Origin of the sequence: Alteromonas abrolhosensis, from assembly GCF_001953635.1 — a bacterium.
Classification (GTDB): domain Bacteria; phylum Pseudomonadota; class Gammaproteobacteria; order Enterobacterales; family Alteromonadaceae; genus Alteromonas; species Alteromonas abrolhosensis.
On record NZ_MEJH01000003.1, the window covers coordinates 1,175,098 to 1,192,180 of the forward strand.

General features: G+C 44.8%; 15 protein-coding genes. 9 read left to right on the top strand and 6 right to left on the bottom strand.

The features are described 5' to 3' along the window. The gene (locus tag BGK61_RS07205) at positions 1–1,263 is read left to right on the top strand and encodes an ATP-binding cassette domain-containing protein (protein WP_076026039.1); all 1,263 of its coding nucleotides are present in this window, start codon (positions 1–3) and stop codon (positions 1,261–1,263) included. Here the strand turns inward: BGK61_RS07205 and hemN are convergent. Continuing rightward, positions 1,250–2,626: an oxygen-independent coproporphyrinogen III oxidase gene (hemN, locus tag BGK61_RS07210; protein WP_083648720.1), complete on the bottom strand. Its 1,377-nt coding sequence runs from the start codon at positions 2,624–2,626 to the stop codon at positions 1,250–1,252. The genes BGK61_RS07205 and hemN overlap by 14 nt on opposite strands. Before the next feature lie 144 nt (positions 2,627–2,770). On the opposite strand from hemN, the gene BGK61_RS07215 reads away from it, so the two are divergent. From BGK61_RS07215 to BGK61_RS07225, 3 genes are all read left to right on the top strand, one after another. Then, entirely contained in the window at positions 2,771–3,523 is a 753-nt protein-coding gene (locus tag BGK61_RS07215) for an SGNH/GDSL hydrolase family protein (protein WP_076012717.1), read from the top strand. A 100-nt stretch (positions 3,524–3,623) separates the two neighbouring features. Further along, the gene (locus BGK61_RS07220; RefSeq protein WP_014998645.1) at positions 3,624–4,301 is read left to right on the top strand and encodes a DsbA family oxidoreductase; all 678 of its coding nucleotides are present in this window, start codon (positions 3,624–3,626) and stop codon (positions 4,299–4,301) included. Between the two features lie 27 nt (positions 4,302–4,328). Continuing rightward, positions 4,329–5,321 (top strand): XdhC family protein, encoded by a 993-nt coding sequence (locus tag BGK61_RS07225; RefSeq protein WP_014998644.1) that lies wholly within the window; start codon positions 4,329–4,331, stop codon positions 5,319–5,321. On the opposite strand, the gene BGK61_RS07230 is transcribed toward BGK61_RS07225, so the two are convergent. Beyond that, positions 5,318–7,954 carry a TonB-dependent receptor gene (locus tag BGK61_RS07230; protein WP_014998643.1) on the bottom strand — a complete coding sequence of 879 codons (2,637 nt, stop codon included), beginning with the start codon at positions 7,952–7,954 and terminating at the stop codon, positions 5,318–5,320. The genes BGK61_RS07225 and BGK61_RS07230 overlap by 4 nt on opposite strands. A 334-nt stretch (positions 7,955–8,288) precedes the next feature. On the opposite strand from BGK61_RS07230, the gene BGK61_RS07240 reads away from it, so the two are divergent. The 4 genes from BGK61_RS07240 (at position 8,289) to BGK61_RS07255 (ending at position 12,337) form a co-directional block, all read left to right on the top strand. After that, positions 8,289–8,975, top strand: a complete 687-nt coding sequence (locus BGK61_RS07240) for a histidine phosphatase family protein (protein ID WP_014998641.1) — start codon at positions 8,289–8,291, stop codon at positions 8,973–8,975. Positions 8,976–8,986: 11 nt separating this feature from the next. Further along, positions 8,987–10,219, top strand: a complete 1,233-nt coding sequence (locus tag BGK61_RS07245) for an acyl-CoA dehydrogenase family protein (protein ID WP_014998640.1) — start codon at positions 8,987–8,989, stop codon at positions 10,217–10,219. A gap of 9 nt (positions 10,220–10,228) precedes the next feature. Beyond that, positions 10,229–11,287 (top strand): phosphotransferase family protein, encoded by a 1,059-nt coding sequence (locus BGK61_RS07250; protein ID WP_014998639.1) that lies wholly within the window; start codon positions 10,229–10,231, stop codon positions 11,285–11,287. A 75-nt stretch (positions 11,288–11,362) separates the two neighbouring features. Continuing rightward, complete coding sequence (locus tag BGK61_RS07255) at positions 11,363–12,337, top strand: NADPH:quinone oxidoreductase family protein (protein WP_014998638.1); 975 nt, start codon at positions 11,363–11,365, stop codon at positions 12,335–12,337. A gap of 138 nt (positions 12,338–12,475) precedes the next feature. Here the strand turns inward: BGK61_RS07255 and BGK61_RS07260 are convergent, their stop codons facing one another. The 4 genes from BGK61_RS07260 to BGK61_RS07275 form a co-directional block, all read right to left on the bottom strand. Beyond that, positions 12,476–13,240 carry a DUF6174 domain-containing protein gene (locus BGK61_RS07260; protein ID WP_014998637.1) on the bottom strand — a complete coding sequence of 255 codons (765 nt, stop codon included), beginning with the start codon at positions 13,238–13,240 and terminating at the stop codon, positions 12,476–12,478. A 183-nt stretch (positions 13,241–13,423) separates the two neighbouring features. Then, positions 13,424–14,839: an alpha-amylase family protein gene (locus BGK61_RS07265; protein ID WP_014998636.1), complete on the bottom strand. Its 1,416-nt coding sequence runs from the start codon at positions 14,837–14,839 to the stop codon at positions 13,424–13,426. Positions 14,840–15,014: 175 nt separating this feature from the next. Then, positions 15,015–15,656, bottom strand: coding sequence for a YchJ family protein (locus BGK61_RS07270; protein WP_014998635.1), 642 nt, complete (start codon positions 15,654–15,656; stop codon positions 15,015–15,017). A 237-nt stretch (positions 15,657–15,893) separates the two neighbouring features. Further along, complete coding sequence (locus tag BGK61_RS07275) at positions 15,894–16,304, bottom strand: hypothetical protein (RefSeq protein ID WP_014998634.1); 411 nt, start codon at positions 16,302–16,304, stop codon at positions 15,894–15,896. Between the two features lie 328 nt (positions 16,305–16,632). Here BGK61_RS07275 and BGK61_RS07280 point away from each other — a divergent pair, with 328 nt between their 5' ends. After that, on the top strand, positions 16,633–17,031 hold the full coding sequence (locus tag BGK61_RS07280) for a YqaA family protein (RefSeq protein WP_014998633.1): 399 nt from the start codon (positions 16,633–16,635) through the stop codon (positions 17,029–17,031). The last annotated feature ends 52 nt before the right edge of the window (positions 17,032–17,083 follow it).

Here is a 17,083-nt window from a genome sequence, read left to right on the forward strand (position 1 = left end):
ATGCAAATATCAGCGCTTCTACCGAATCGCATTGATGCAAAAATCTCGTTGCAGCCGCAAAGCCGTTTTATTGGGGTTACTGGTCCATCAGGAGCGGGCAAAAGCAGTTTATTTCGCGCCTTAGCTGGCGTAGAAAAAAGCGCAAAAGTGCAAACGCCGTGGACCGCTCAAAAGGTTGGTATTGTGTTTCAGCAGCCTATGCTATTTCCTCATACCGATGTTCGCGGCAATTTGGCCTTAGCACAGCGTCACGCAAGCCCTAATGCAATGTCTATCAATGCGTGTTTGCGCGGTTGCTATTGCGAGCATTTAATCGACAAGCCAGTTCACGCGCTTTCGGGTGGTGAAGCGCAGCGGGTCGCGATTGCGCGGGCGCTGGTTAATGGGCCAGGCGTGTTATTACTAGATGAATCGTTAAGCGCGATTGATATCTTTACTCGCCGTAAAATTTATCAGTTTTTGAATAATTTGTGTGTGTCGAGCCAGTTAACCTGCTTTGTCATTTCCCACGACTTAGACGATCTTGCTTTGTTTAGTGATGAGCTCGTTTACATTGATCAAGGCCGCACAGAACTGTGTGGCCCAACGCGCGATGTATTGGCGCAAGTATTCGAAAAAGAAGGATTGGCGACACCGTCTAGCGTACTTGAAGGATTAAAGGTTACCTCAACCCGTAAAAGCAATAATAACCAGACGCCCAAAACTGTCGTCGACCAAGCTTGCGCTGACCTATCGGGAGAAGGCCAAGACACTTCAATGATGTTAGATTGTGAAGAATATAAGCCAGAAGATGGAATAGAGCGGATAATGGTGGCAGGTCACGAAGTGTATGTCACCGACGAATCACTGTCGTACTCATCAATCGTGAACGAGTATTCAGACAAACGAGCCTATACCGACAACAACGCTTTACATGCTGAAGTCAGTGACCAAGTATCCGTCCGTTTCGCAGTGAAAGCCTGTGACGTAAGTATCGATACTAATATCGCTGACTTTAGCAATGTCAGCACAATCAGCATCTTAAATGCATTGCCTTGCATTATATCTTCTATCGACCCCGTGACTAATCCGTCAAAGGCTTCGCAAGGCAACACGGGGTTCGCCCCCGAAAAGCAAGGCGCGGCATTCGGCGCAAAGGTTCTGTTGAAACTGACTCTGTTAAATAGTAATCAGACCCTTTACGCGAGTATTAGTAACATTTCTCTAGCGCGCCTTAAACTCAAAGTGGGTATGCAGGTGATTGCGCGATTTAAATTGCCTTAGAATAATTGCTGAGCGTTTCGCTTACATTAAGGTAGGCGTCAAAGCGAGCACAGATTGCGCGAACATAAATGCGGGCCTTTTCAGGTATGCTAATACTGTGAGGGCTAAGACGAACAAGACCATCGTCTTCTAATCCCGATAAATTGTTCAATGCCCCCGAAAAATACTCATCAAAAATGATGTGGTGCTTCTTCTCAATATACGGCTTATTAACTTCTAAATTGCACATGAGGCTAGATATCACATCGCGGCGGATAAGGTCATCGCTACTGAGTGTTAACCCCACCACGGCTGAAGGCTGCTGCTGATCTATGCGAGTGTAATAGTCTTTTAAATCTTTCGCGTTCTGTGCAAAGGCATTTCCAACCGTACTAATAGCCGATACGCCAATGCCTACTAAGTCTGTATCACCACGCAACGTATAGCCTTGGAAATTGCGGTGAAGCTCGCCTTGGTTTTTGGCTATTGCAAGAGAGTCGGTGCTTAAGGCGAAATGGTCAAGGCCAATCATCTCATAACCCACGCTCGTGAAATTGTTCACGGCAAGCTTGTAAAGTGCTGCTTTTTCTTCGCTGTTAGGAAGTGTTTCTGGAGCAAATTTCCGCTGTGCAGCAAAGCGTTCCGGCAGGTGTGCATAGCTAAAAAGAGAAATGCGATCCGGCATCATTGCTTTTGTCGCTGCTATGGTAGATTTAAAGGTCTCCAGCGATTGATTTGGCAACCCGTAAATTAAATCTAAGTTCACAGACTCAAAACCCAGTGAGCGGGCTTCAAACACAAGTTCGGCTATGTGAGATGTGCTTTGTACGCGGTTTATAGTTTTTTGTACATTGTAATCGGTATCTTGCAAACCAAAACTAATGCGTGTGTATCCTAGCGATCTCAAATGCTGCAGATAGCGTTTATCAACATTTCTAGGGTCGAGCTCTATTGAAAGTTCAGCACTTGCATCAAAGGAGAAGTGTTTTTTTAGCAAGTACATTAAATATGCATGTTGGGTTTCATTTAAGAAACTTGGTGAGCCACCGCCCAAATGCAAGGAAACAATGTGTTTTCCCTCGGCAAGATAGCGCTTAGTTAACACTTCCTTTTCTAGGTAATGCAAATATTCGTCTGCTTTTTCATTGTGACGAGTCACTAGCTTATTGCAACCACAGTAATAACACAGGGTTTTACAAAAGGGGATGTGAATATACAAACTCACCGCTGAAGCTTTCGAGACAGTGAGCGCAGAACGTAGAATGTCGTCTTCGAGTGGTTCAAATTTAAGTGCAGTAGGATAGGATGTGTAGCGTGGTGCGTGCTGCGCATATTTAGTTATAGTAGACATGGTATTGTTTCTTTTTATGGCAATTGGAGTCATCGTAAATCTGCGCTTTATTAAATGGCTACTGCGCCGTTTCTCAATGGGGTGGCAATCAAGTGCTTGTGTTAGCTTGATATACGACCGTAAGTTTGAGGAACCAGCGAATGGTTCAAAGTGTATCTATTTCGGAAGGAGCGTTTTTTGATCTACTTCAAGGTTTTAGCGTTAAACACAGTATTTTTACTTTTGTTCCCGGTTGTATTGCTACAAGCATTGTGGGTACGTAGAAAAACTGCTGTGCTGCCCGAGCCAGACGGAAAAAGGGTCTTTACCTCGGCAGAAGATTTAACGCTGCCCTCTACCAGCTTATTGGTGGTAGGCGATTCTGCAGCGGCCGGTGTAGGCGCTACTTCGCAAGAGGGTGCACTTAGCGGAATACTCTATTTAAGACTGGCTCAATATGGGCCGACGCGGGTATCGCTACATGCCAAAACAGGTTACAAAAGCGAAGATGTCCTTAATTTACTTTATGATATTCCTGCCGAAAAATTTACTTCTGCACTAGTCTCCATTGGTGTGAATGATGTCACCAAGTTTGTGTCTCTTAAGCAGTGGCAAAAAAATGTGGATGCTATAGGTGCGCTACTCACTGAAAAGTTTGGCTGTAAGAGAATTTTATTTACCGCATTACCACCCATTCATTGCTTTCCCGCGTTACCACAGCCGTTGCGCACTCTATTGGGCTGTAGAGCATGGCTATTAAATTACGTCTTAGCGCAGCGTGTAGCGGTGCGCGATAATTCAGAAGTACTTTGTGTAACTGCACTTAATTTTCATGGCAAGGTGAACGATATTAAGCAAAGTGGCTTGATGGCGGAAGATGGGTTTCATCCCTCAACAAAAGGGTACGAAATTTGGGCGCATTCGGCATTAGAAAGGCTGAGATCATCCTAAGCATTCATTACGTACAAATACAGGATGGGGCTTGAAGTTTCATTTTGTAACCTTATCTAAGCCCTTACGCATTCTCGAATTCAATAAAGTGAGCCCTTTCATGACAGCAGATTTACAAGGTGCACAAAATGTGCGCGATGGAAAAAGAGTAACGGTAAATATGGTGTCTGATGTGGTGTGCCCTTGGTGTATTGTTGGATACCAGCGCCTACAAGAAGCCATTAAAACCCTAGATAACATTGAAGTTGATATTAAGTTTCACCCGTTCGAGCTGAACCCCAATATGCCAGAAGAAGGGCAAAACCTTCGTGAGCATATAATGGAAAAGTACGGCATAAGTGAGCAGCAAAGCGCGCAGAACAGAGCGCGGCTAGTAGAAGCAGGCGAGCAATTGGGCTTTTCGTTTAATTTTACTGACGACTCTCGCATGCAGAACACGTTTAAGGCGCACCAACTTATCCATTTTGCAGCAGAAAACGGCCTTGAAGAAGAAATGAAGCTGGCCTTATTTAGTGCCTACTTCACAGATGGTAAAAACATTAATGATATAGGTGTTTTAGTAGAGTTGGCACAAACTGTTGGCCTTGATAAGTCTGAAGCCGAACAAACCCTTAAAAGTGAAAAATACGCGCAGGCAGTGCGTGAGGAAGAAACTGTTTGGATGCAGCGTGGTATTCAGAGTGTACCTACCTTTGTAATTGGTAATCAGGGCGTTGCAGGGGCTCAAGAGCCAGCCACATTGGCTGCATTTATTTCCCAAGCAGCATCACAGCAATAAGCAGGTTGAACGGGTTAAGAGGTAGTTATGAGTAATCACGTTAACCATTTGCTAGCACAGTGGCTTCCGCTCAAAAACAAGCACAAATGGGTGCTAGGTTTTATTTTTAAAACCGAAGGTTCATGCTACCGCAAAGCGGGCGCCATGATGTTGTTTAGCGACGCTGGGCATCAGTTAGGTATATTAAGTGGTGGCTGTTTGGAAAGTGACATCGTAAAAAAAGCACAGCGAGTAATGACAGACGGAGTAAGTCGTACCGCGGTTTACGATGACGAAGATGAAGAAGATATTGCGTTTAAGCTAGGTGTAGGTTGCGGCGGTGTGGTGCATTTAGCACTCGTACCAGTCAATGAGAACAACCAATATTTATCGTTGGATGTGGTCAGTAAAACCTTATCTAATGGAATGGCGTGTGAGTGGCGCTGCGCTGTTGATGGTACCTCAGGTAACTGCACGGTATGGGAAGACAGTTCAGCAAAACCAAGAAAAGCTGTTTTAGACACCGCAAATGGAAAGCAAACGTTGTCGGTTTTGATGCTGCCGCCCATCCACTTACTTGTTGTTGGTGGTGGATACGATGCAACCTTCATGACCAAGCTTGCTAGTTTGCAGGGCTATTTAGTAAGCCTTTGGGATCCACGGCCCGCACAAGCAAGGCTTGAGCACTTTCGCGACGTAAATTATCTCATTGAGGATCCATCAACCGAAGGCTTACGTCTTCATATGGGCGAGCACAATATTCAAGCGGCGGTGCTTATGTCTCACCACCGGGAAATTGACGCAAAGGCGCTGCAGGTGCTAAGCAAGCAGTCGTTAACCTATACCGCAATGTTGGGTCCACTGCATCGCAAGCAGGAAATTATGGATTTAGCCGGGCTTAGCGATACCAACTTTACTCAGTATTTCGCAAGCCCCGCTGGTTTTGACATTGGTGGCGAACTGCCTGAGCATATAGCGCTGTCTGTTATTGCCCAATGCCATGCGGTGTTTCATACCAAACCTACACATTTAAAGCGTTAGAAAGACTTTCTGAAGGTAACGCCAAAGCTTCTAGGTGCGCCAGGGTAGGCCATGATCTTTCCGGTTTGTACCGGTACGTCAAAACCGCTTCGTGCAACGTACTTTTCATCGAAAACGTTGCGCGACCACGCAATAATTTCGCTATCCCATTGTGGGATAGTGAAACTTACGCGAACGTTAAATAATGAAAAGTCGTCAGCATATTTGTACGGGTCGTTCGCATCATCAAGAAATACGTCCCCCGTGTATTGGTAGTCAATACTGGCGGAGGCAGGATAATTCCCAACTTCGAAATAGTGATTCAGCATAAGAGACAGTGAGTTCTGAGGCTCGAAGCCTACGCGGTCTCCGTCTCTTGAACAGAACGGGTCGTTAGGCTCCACACGGCCGGGATCGTCTATGCCGGTGTGCCACGTGTACGCAACCCAACACGTTCCGCGTTTAAACTCATCAAAGTTCGCCAATGTGCGCGATGCAACAGCGTGTAATTCAGTGCTTTCTGTCACTAGCCATGTGGCTTCAAGTTCTACACCTTTGACTATGATATCGCCCGCATTTTGCAGGTTGAACCCCAATCCGGTAAAGGTCGTCGCCTGAAAGTCGCTAATTTGCGTATAGTGCGCCGCGGCATTTACGCGAACGCCGTATTCTTCAAAATCGTGTTTAATACCTATTTCGGCACTTCGTGATTTTTCAGCATCAAAAAGCGGGCTAAGCGAAGGTAAAATTCTGTCGGTATTCGTACCGCCAGCTTTGTATCCTGTGGCAAAACTAGCGTACGTTAGCGTGTTGTCATTTGGGTGATAAGCCAGTTTCACTGTGCCGGTTAACTGCGAATCATCAAGCTCTTCGTTTAAATCAGGGCGCGGCATAACTGCTGCTGATCCCAAGAAGAAATATCCCCAGCCCGCTTGTTGAAACGGTGCGATAGCGTTAAGGGATTGTGCTGTAGGGGCTTGTCCCGTCGCTAACGCAGCAGCGATGTTTTGCAACCCAACCACCGCACTCCCTACATTAGGCCATTGCGCAGGGTCTTGAGTTAGTCCGTCAATACCAGGCCCTTGCTCATCGTAGGCTCCGACAATCGACTTTTCTTCGCGGGTATAGCGTAAGCCCGTTGTTAACGTGAAATCACGGTTTAACAGCCATTCCAGCTGAGAGAATAAAGCAATACTGTCTTGCTCTTGATTAGCGCTGTGTGCGAAAGCAGTGCCGGACGGCGCTGGTGCTGCAGCAGGCGCAATAAAACCTGATGTAACTGCAGATAGCTCGTTGATGGCGTTAGCCAAAGGCAGTAGTTCGGATGCAGCGGCATTAAAGAACGCACTGAAATCATCTTGCGTTGTGGTATCAAAAGTGAGATCTAAGTTCTGGCTGTAATAGTAAACACCTATTAATCCGCGCACATTCTCGCTGGTGTAATGTAACCTAACTTCTTGAGAAAATGACTGCTGTCTGGCGTCGTTAGTGGCGGTAAGAAGGTCGGCATCAGAAAAGTCAGTATCTATCGTATCTAAGCTATCAAACGCGCGGTACGCGCTTATACTCACTATGTCCCATGCTTCGTTTAAAGCCACATCAACTTGGACTGATAGCCCTTTATCTTCCATTTTTGAAAGGGGAGTTTGTGACAGCGACGTTCTATAGTCATAAAAGTTATCGCGCCCATAAATAGTTGCATTGAATGGCGGTTGTAGTAGCAGAGCATCAGTGCCGAACTTACCCGCTATTTCATTAGCCTGAATATTGTTTTGGAAAGTCAGCGCGCCGCAGCAACGTTCGTCTAACTCGCCATAATCAGCAATAAGCCGTACGCTAATATCAGCCGTAGGAGTGTAAAGTAACTGTGCTTTTACCGCAGAACGGTTACGGTTATTCAGGGTTTGCCCGCTGCGCTCATCGGTAATGAAGCCGTCGCTATGAGAGCTAAAACCCGAAACACGTATGGCAAGAATATCGTCGATAAGCGAAAACGACGAGCCTGCGCTCAAACGAACCAAATTATCGTTGCCAACAAGGGCTTCGGCAAAGCCGTTTCGATCATCGTGTGAAGGTGCGACAGTCGTTAATGTCATTGCGCCAGCGGCGGTATTCTTACCAAATAAAGTGCCCTGTGGGCCACGTAACACTTCAATAGATTCAACATCGACTAAGTCGTTAATTAGCGCGTTTTGTCTTGAGCGGTAAACACCATCTACATATAAACCTACCGAAGATTCGAAGCCGAAGTTTTGTGAAGACGTGCCAATGCCACGAATTGAAAACCCTGAATTTGTTACACTTTGGTTTTGAAACGCGCCAAATGCAGGTACGTAGTTTTGCAGGTCAAACACATCTCGGCTTACGGTCTCAACCAAATCTTGACCTGAAAGTGCAGTAACCGCAACAGGCACATCTTGCAAGTTTTGGCTGGTTTTTTGCGCTTGAACAACAATGCGTTCTAGCGTCTTTTTGCTGTGCGGTGTTAATTGGTTATCTTCACTAGCTTGGGCGCTTGGAGCGAGAACACAGGCCGACGTAATTATCGAGGCGATTATCGGGGTGCGGTAAAGACAACGAGTTATGGCATTTAAAGATGTACCTGCAACAGTACCTGCTTTAGTACAGGGCAAAACGTGTGTAAGTGACTTCATTTTGGTTCTTTTTAATTTTAAAAGCGGTGAGCTTTAAACAAAATTAATCACGACAAGGTCGCGTCCATTTGCGAGCAGTCCTTTACTTTTAAATGCGTCTACTTCCTTAAGACGTCACGTGCTTTTTTCACTATACAATCTATTGAACATATATTGCACGCATTTGACGGTATCATGTTGAGCTTTGTCTATAACGTGCAAAAAGTGATCAATTGCTTGCTGGTGCATAGTTTCACATGATGCATACTCATTCAAAATATCAATTAAACTTATATCGCTGTTTTCCTTACTATGTTGATTGAAAGTTAACATATTAATAACATCGAGCAGTGGTATGACAGACATCTATTTAGTGCGCCATGGTCAAGCGTCGTTTGGCAAAGCGAACTATGACAAACTCAGTGATCTAGGTGGGCAGCAGGCTGTCTGGCTCGGTGATTACTTCAAGCATCGAAATATTCAGTTCGACACAGTTTTTTCTGGTGACATGGTTAGGCATCACGAAACCAAGGACGGCATCGCTACTGGCATTGCGTCACAAAGCTATTCTCTACCTGAGGCCACGGTAAATAGTGCGCTGAATGAATTCAATTTCCAGGCTGTTGCTAAAGCTTACTTAACTCGTTACCCAGAAGCGAAAGTGCCTGAAGGTGCGTCGCCGTCGGAATACTATCGATTGCTAAAAAAAGCCATGATTGCCTGGTCGCAGGACGAACTGGCACATGAACTCCTTGATGAAACATGGGGGCAGTTCGAAGACAGAGTTCACAGCATGCTCACGCATCTTAAAAGTATTGACGCGAAGCGTGTTCTCGTTGTGAGTTCTGGCGGTGCAATTGCCATGATGCTCAAACACATTCTTGGCTACGATGCGGCCACCGTTGTGAATATGAATTTGCAGATCCGAAATGCCAGTTTTTCTCAATGCTTTGCCAATGCGCGAGGCGTTCATCTAAATAACTTCAACAGCGTACCTCACCTGGATGTGATTGACAGGTTACACGCCATTACCTACAGCTAAATGGGGCAGTTATGAACTTTGAATATAATGAAAAGACCCAAGCACTTTTAGAAAAACTAAAAGCGTTTATGAACGAAGAAGTGTATCCAATTGAAAAGGATTACATTCACGCCGTAGAAAATGGCTCAGCCAATAATGGCGAAGGTCGTTGGAAAACGCCTGAAATGATGCATACATTGAAAAAGCGTGCAAAAGAAGCGGGTCTTTGGAATTTGTTTTTACCTGAAGAATATAAGCCATACGGGGCAGGCCTGACTAACGCAGAATATGCGCCACTTTGTGAAGAAATGGGCAGAGTTTTGTTTAGCTCTGAAATCTTCAACTGTAGTGCGCCAGATACCGGCAATATGGAAGTACTGGCGAAATACGGTAACGAAAGTCAGAAAAAGCAGTGGTTAGAGCCTCTTTTAAACGGGGAAATACGCTCAGCCTTTGCTATGACAGAGCCTGCAGTGGCTTCAAGTGACGCCACTAACATCGAAACTTCCATTAAGCGCGATGGCGATGAATACGTTATTAACGGCCGCAAGTGGTACACCAGCGGTGCCATGAATGAAAACTGTAAAATTATGGTGGTAATGGGCAAAACTGATTTTAATGCCCCTCGTCACCAGCAGCAGTCTCAAATTTTAGTTCCTATGGACACCAAAGGTGTGACTATTGTTCGCCCAATGGCTGCAATGGGCTATTACGACGAGCCTATTGGTCATGCTGAAGTCTTGTTTGAAGACGTACGTGTACCGGCAGAAAACTTACTGCTTGGTGAAGGGCGTGGTTTTGAAATTGCACAAGGACGCTTAGGCCCAGGCCGTATTCACCACTGTATGCGTCTTATTGGCTGTGCTCAGCGCGCGCTCGATATGGCGTGTGAACGAGTTGAGAACCGTGTGGCATTTGGCAAGCCGTTGTCAAAACAGCAGTCGGTTAGAGAAAGCATTGCGCAGATGCACTGTGATATAGAACAGGCACGCCTGCTTACGCTAAAAGCGGCAGATAAGATGGATCGCTACGGTAACAAAGTATCGCGCGACCTTATCGCTGCTATCAAAATAGTTGCGCCCACTATGGCCTGTAACGTTATTGACCAAGCCATACAGATGCACGGGGCTGCAGGTACAAGCCAAGATTTCGTTCTGTCTGCCATGTACGCTTATGCGCGTACCATCAAGCTAGCAGATGGTCCTGATCAGGTGCACATGATGCAGTTAGGTCGTAATCTTATTGCTGAGAAAAATCACGGGTAAGGAGTGAACGTGTCTAAAGACAATGCGAAAGCCCCACATGCTCTAGACTTAGCAGTTTTAAATGAATATTTATCTTCTGCGTGCCCGAGTATTGGGCACGTCAAAAGCGCTGAGAAATTTGCAGGTGGGCAATCGAACCCGACGTTTAAACTTACTACGGATAACGGCGTTTATGTATTACGCCGTCAACCTCCGGGCAAATTACTGAAATCGGCTCATGCGGTAGACAGAGAGTTTCGCGTTATCAACGCGCTGCAAGGCTCAGAAGTGCCTGTGCCTAAAGTGTACCATTTATGTGAAGACCCCAGCATAATCGGTAGCATGTTCTACATTATGGCATATGTCGAAGGTGACATTTTCTGGAATAGCGCACTGCCTGAAATAGCATCTTCTGCTACTCGCAGTGCCATGTATGATGAAATGAACCGGGTGCTTGCAGCGCTTCATAGTGTAGATATTGAAAGTGCAGGCTTACGCGATTATGGAAAGCCTGGCAGCTACTTTGAGCGTCAGCTAAGCAGGTGGACAAAACAGTATCGTGCATCTGAACTTGAGCATATTGAAGAAATTGAAAGTCTTATTCAGTATCTTGAGGCCAACCTGCCAAAAGATGATGGACAAGTGTCGTTGGTTCATGGAGATTTTCGATTAGATAATATGATGTTTGATATGTCTGATGCTAGAAATCCTAAAGTAGTCGCGGTGCTTGATTGGGAATTATCAACGTTGGGACATCCGTATGCGGACTTGGCTTACCAATGCATGCAGCTACGCCTTCCCTCTGATATTGCACACGCAGCTGGGTTAGGTGGTTTAGACAGAGAGCAGTTAGGCATTCCAAGCGAACAGGAATATATTAACGCGTATTGCGAGCGAAGAGGTATTGACGCCATTAGCAATTGGACGTTTTACCTCGCATTTAGTTTTTTCCGTTTAGCCGCTATTTTACAAGGTGTGGTAAAACGCGCTCACGATGGCAATGCGTCAAGCGAGAAGGCAATGCAGTTAGGTGCGATGGTGCGCCCATTGGCGCAAATTGCCAATCAAACTATACATCAAAGCGAATAAGCACCTTATAACTTATTAAATGACATGCCATGCTACGTAATAGTGTGCACGTCGAACAAAGAAACTGGAGACAGTATGAAAGCAATCGTATGCGAATCTTTTGGGCCACTTGATGAACTTCAATTTAAAGATGTTGCAGACCCGCAAGTTAAAAAAGGGCACGTAATCGTAAACGTTGAAGCTGCAGGGGTAAACTTTCCAGACGGGCTGCTGGTGCAAGGTCTGTATCAAATGCAGCCAGACTTCCCGTTTATTCCTGGTAATGAGGTGGCAGGCACCATCTCTGAAGTAGGTGAGGGGGTAACCCACTTAAAAGAAGGGCAACGAGTTATCGCGCTGTCGAACTTAGGTGGTTACGCAGAAAAAGCACTCATCCCTGCCACGCATGTTATGCCGTTACCTGATCCTATTCATGTTAATGAGGGAGCAGCTCTGGTAACTGCGCATGCAACAGCACATCACGCGCTGAAGCAGCGCGCAAAACTACAGCCTGGCGAAACACTGGTTGTAACCGGCGCAGCGGGTGGTACTGGCTTAGCGGCAGTGCAGATAGGCAAAATCATGGGCGCAAAAGTTATTGCAGTTTGCTCAACAGAAGAAAAACTGGCGCTTGCTAAAGAGTATGGCGCTGATGTTTTAATTAACTACAAAGAAAAAGATCTAAAAGAAACGCTGAAAGAAGTCACAGGCGGTAAAGGAGTCGATGTAGTTTATGAATGCGTTGGCGGTGACACATTCCACGCTTGTAGCCGCAGTATGGCATGGGAAGGGCGTTTACTTGTGGTCGGCTTTGCAGGCGGTGAGATCCCGAAATTCCCGGTTAATTTAGCGCTGGTAAAAGGCTATTCAGTCATGGGCGTATTTTGGGGCTCGTTTACTCAGCACGATCCAAAAGGCTTCGCGGAAAACATGCAAGAGCTTTTAACTTGGTATGTGCAAGGTAAGGTTAAGGTGGTCGTAGATGAAGCATTACCCTTAGAACAAGCAACGAAAGCCATGGCCAAGGTAATGAACCGGGAAGTGAAAGGCAAGATGGTGCTTGTGCCCTGATCCTACAGGCCTGGCAAGAAAGTAAGTTAACGAAAAAGCCTGAGCATTCTGAAGTGACCCCAGTAATGGAATAGTACAACTACTGGGTGTCACGTCATTCTACGGTTCAGGCTTTTTTCGTGAGTCATTGAATATTGGTTATTCTGGTACTAATTCTACGTTGAATTCTCTGGTCAACACATGACATAAGTCTTTACCAATGCCTAAATTATCTACCTGATAGTCTTGATAACCCTGTTTTTGTACTGTGAGGGTGTAAAAGCCAGGACGTTCTTCCAGCATTGCAATCAAATCGTCTTCTGCACAATCCGTTTCATCAACTATAACAGTTTCAGAAAACGCTTCTTCTATTGCAGTAGCAGTAACTCCACATGCGCTTGGCATTTGTGTTGTTTGATCGGTTACTGAAAGCAAGAGGCCATCTTCTACCGTTGCTGTACAGGCCACATCACCAGCGGCGATAAGGTTGCTAATTGTTAGGGTATATTCGTCGTCAGCCGTTTGCTCGTTGATATCGACCTTGATTTCGGTTGGGTAGCCGAGTTCTGGGTCATATTTAACCGATAGCGACTCCGCACGGCTTTCTTCTAATGAAATAAGTTGATACAAGCTATCAATGCTTTCCGTATACGCATCATCTAGCGGTAGGGCAATATTGCCTTCTATAATAGTTTGAGAGGTGACCTGACTACCTTCTACCAGTACTAAGCGAGGAAGTATGGTTTCTTCGGTGCAAAAACATGAAATTTGATATTCAAACTGATAATTGTCGATATTCGCGCTTTCCCACTTTGCGCGGTTGGCGTTAAGGTCGTCGAGTACATCGTTTGAATCGCTACCACCGCAGCCTAATAATAGCGTAGTAGCAGAAATCGTCGCAGCGATACGTAAAATAGTAGTCATAACATTCCTTGTTTTTTATTTTTCATGATTAGCCACGATAATAGAGCTCGCAGCAATTTTGTGACAATTAGAAAATAAAAAAGCGGCTTTGAATTTCACGTAATACAAAACCGCTCTGCAATTTATACTAATACAATTGTTGTTAAAGTAAACAGTGTTACTTGGGAACGTTTTGGCGCTGAGTTATTCCATAAGCCACATTCGTGCACTTCTTCCTGGTACATAGAACTTGTGCCATTGAGTTGTAATATATTGCACATCATTACTTAAGGTATCGCGGTAATTTCTATACCACCACAAATTGTCCGTAGATGTATCTACCCAAATATCTTGGCCGTCTGCGCATTTATTAATACCCACGACGCCTTGGTGGTCACGCTTGAAGAAAATAACGCAGTCATTATGACTTACAACTTGCATGCCACTGCCCTGAACTCCGTTATGGAATTTAACCATACCCTTGATGTCATCACGCTTGTACAAATCTACCCAACGATTATCACCACTTTCATTGTTATCTGAGTACAGCAATGGAACACCACCGTCACGCCCTAGTACATAGGCATTTGCCAAATGTTCGTCAGTAGGGTCAAGTAACTGGTAGCGGAAGCCGTCGTTTAGCGGGATGTCGTGGGTAATACTAAATATGATGGCCTTGTCGCCTGATAAAGCCTGACCGTACGCACCTGGGTCAACTAAGGCATTCATCGAACCACCGAAGCTAAATGCACTGCGTATTTGCGCGAAAAGCGGGAAGTCGTAGGCCGAGTGACCTGTTGCTGATAAATAAGGTGCAAGGAAGTTATCATACTCACTAGAGCCTGCACCGCCCGTGGTAATTATTTCTCCGAAAACATGCACGCCGTTTTTTATATTGCTGTCGAACACTGCGTTGATATGATAGTTGGTCATGTGCTTTGCAGCATCGACGCGAAAACCGGTTACACCCATGTCTTTTAACGCCTGAAGATACGCTTTTTGCTGGGCTACTACCCAATTATTGGGGTCTAGGTCGGGCAAGCCAGGATCTGGCGCGGCGCCGCATAATCTATTGTACTGAACATCGCCCACGTCGCTGTAGTTACTGATGCACTTAGGGCCACCTTGATCATACGTACCGTGGAAGTCACCACCGCCAAAAAGGCCGCTACTTACATCACCAAATAATGTGATGCCATTGTAGTATCCCTGATTTGATGAGTATTGCTGTAGTACTTCACTTCCGGGGTAGTTTAAGTCTGAACGTTTCCATGCTTCGTTCGCCATATGATTAAAGACAATATCCGCATAGGTCTCTACACCTTTGGCATTTAATGCATTAACCATCGCTTGAAAGTCAGCAGTGTCACCAAGTGGGTTATCAATAACTCGATAGTCCTGTGGTTGATATCGCGCCCACCACTGATCACCTGTCGATTTATAAGCAGGCGAAACAAGTACTTTGGTGTAACCAAGATCCGCAATTTCCTGGGCTTTTGCGGCTACGTCGTCGTAGGTCCAGTTAAATGCGTGTAGTATAACGTCGGCATAGCTTTGATAACTTAATGTACTCAGTGCTGCGCCTATTAAAACGCCTGCCGCATGTTTCTTCATCTTCATAGTGTGTCCTATTTTATGTGGGAGCGAGATAAAAGATGAAAGCAATGCTTACATTTTGCTTACAAATAATAAACATCATGCATACGTATTCAATTCACCTTTAATTTTAAATTAAAGTAAAGGTGGCCAGTTAAAATGCGCAGGGAAGGGAGTAACGTTAGCTATTGCTACTGGGTTAGCGGCTCTTAGTTGCGCAGCACTGTTTGAATTTTTTGTTGCTACCGCAAACACAAGGTAGGTTTCTCCCGTATTTAATTTTGCCGCAGTCGTCGTGTAATACGCCGTCGTGATAACGCCACTTACCGTCTTCAACACTAAAATTCGACGTTTCGTGAAGCTGATACATACTTTTATTTTCAAAATAGTAAGCAGTGAATTCAACAGTGGCTTTATTGGGCTTAGAGATGGGCTTGGAGATGGACTTTAAATTAGTCTTAGAGATTGGCTCGGCGTTGGTTTGCGCTTCGACTTTAGCGTCAGCATGTACAGTACTGTTTATCGAACTATCTTCTGTACTACTGACCGAGTTACATACCAAGCTATCTACGGAGTTATCTACGGAGCTAGACGCTAGAGTGGGGTGTACTTTAAGCGCGAACCATGTCGCACCTTGTGCGCTTTGCACCAAATCCTCTACAGAGAGACCCTGCTGCTTTTCTTTGGTGTAGGTTTCAAGAATATATTGATAATGCGCTGTAGCGTAGGCTGAAAACCGGGAGCGCATAAGTTGCTCTGCAGAACTAGGGTGTTTATCACCCTTAATAAAAGGCTCGCAGCATTCGTCGAAGGATTTTGATGAGCAACAGTAACAGCGCATAAGACAACTCGCAGTTTAAGAGTAAAACAAAGCGCTACAGTATAAGTATAAGTTGCGTGAGCCCCAACTTTTTTAAACGTAAATGTTGCCGATATTCAATGAGTCCGTGGTGGTTGATGCCAAAGGGTACATGTCAGAGATTCCACGCCAAAGAGTTGTATGAAAATAAATATTTAGGCTTTGTTTACGCACCGCTACTCAGGCAAACGTAAAATGTAAGCATAAACAGGCTTTGTATTACCAAGGACCTAATGCTACGTTTTGTTCGTCATTAATGCTGTTAACACGTACATTCACCAGGCTGACAGAGTAAAGCTCACACAGCTTTCTGATCATTTCACTATCGGTTGGTTGAAGGTCTAAATCAATGTTTTCCACATACAGTGTTTTACACTGGCCACCTGTAATCAGCTTACTGATCCATTCAGGCATTTTTTCTTTTTCAGGTTTCTGAATACGGATAGCGTGATCTACAGATTTAGAAAACGACACCGTATTTGAAAGCAGATAATTCCAACCTTTGTCGTTATTTCCTTTTCCATTACCTTGTTTTTCGCTAGGGAACCCTTCTATCGGCAAAGGTAGTTGAACAACATTTGAAACCGAAGCGCGTAAAGCATTGAATCGTGAAACTGAAGATGTGTTCATAGTAAAACCCTTTATGCATTTGCCCTTAAGTTCATAAATCGAACTTCAGGAATATTGTTATTAATTGATACTGGTTGCTTATACAGTGTGTATGTGTATACAGTATTCATAAAAGAGGGATTTGGCAAGTATTTAGTTGTACTTTTTTCACACAAATTGGTGCTTTGTCAGTAACTATATAAAAGATAATGGTTTTTTTGTGCTATCGAATTCTGAAGGAAGTATTCATACTCCGATTAAGGTAAGATGCGCGCGAATTTTACATAGAAAACTACTGTATAAAGCTGGAGGAGCGTTGAGCGCATTAATACATTTAGGCTACTTGGGGATGTTCTTATCGGCATTTTTGGCTGCCACTATATTGCCTTTTAGTTCTGAAATTGTGCTTAGTGCTTTATACAGTAGTGGGTTGAGCTGGGTGTTGTTGCTTGTTGTTGCTTCGTTAGGAAATGTACTCGGCTCGGTGGTTAATTATGCATTGGGCTTCAAGTTCGGAAAAGAAATTGCGACCGATAAGTTAAAAGTGAGCGAAGCAGCGTTTAACCGTGCAAGCTACACCTTTACAAAGTGGGGGAAGTGGAGCTTGTTTTTATGCTGGGTACCTATTATTGGCGACCCTATTACTTTAGTAGCAGGTGTACTTAGAAGCCCGTTTTGGTTTTTTATTCTCGCGGTAACGCTTAGCAAAACAGCGCGTTATGCTGCGCTGCTTTACGTGCTTGTTTAAAAGGTTTTCGACTTTAGTTTTCTCACGCCACTGCGTTTTTGTCTCTCGACTT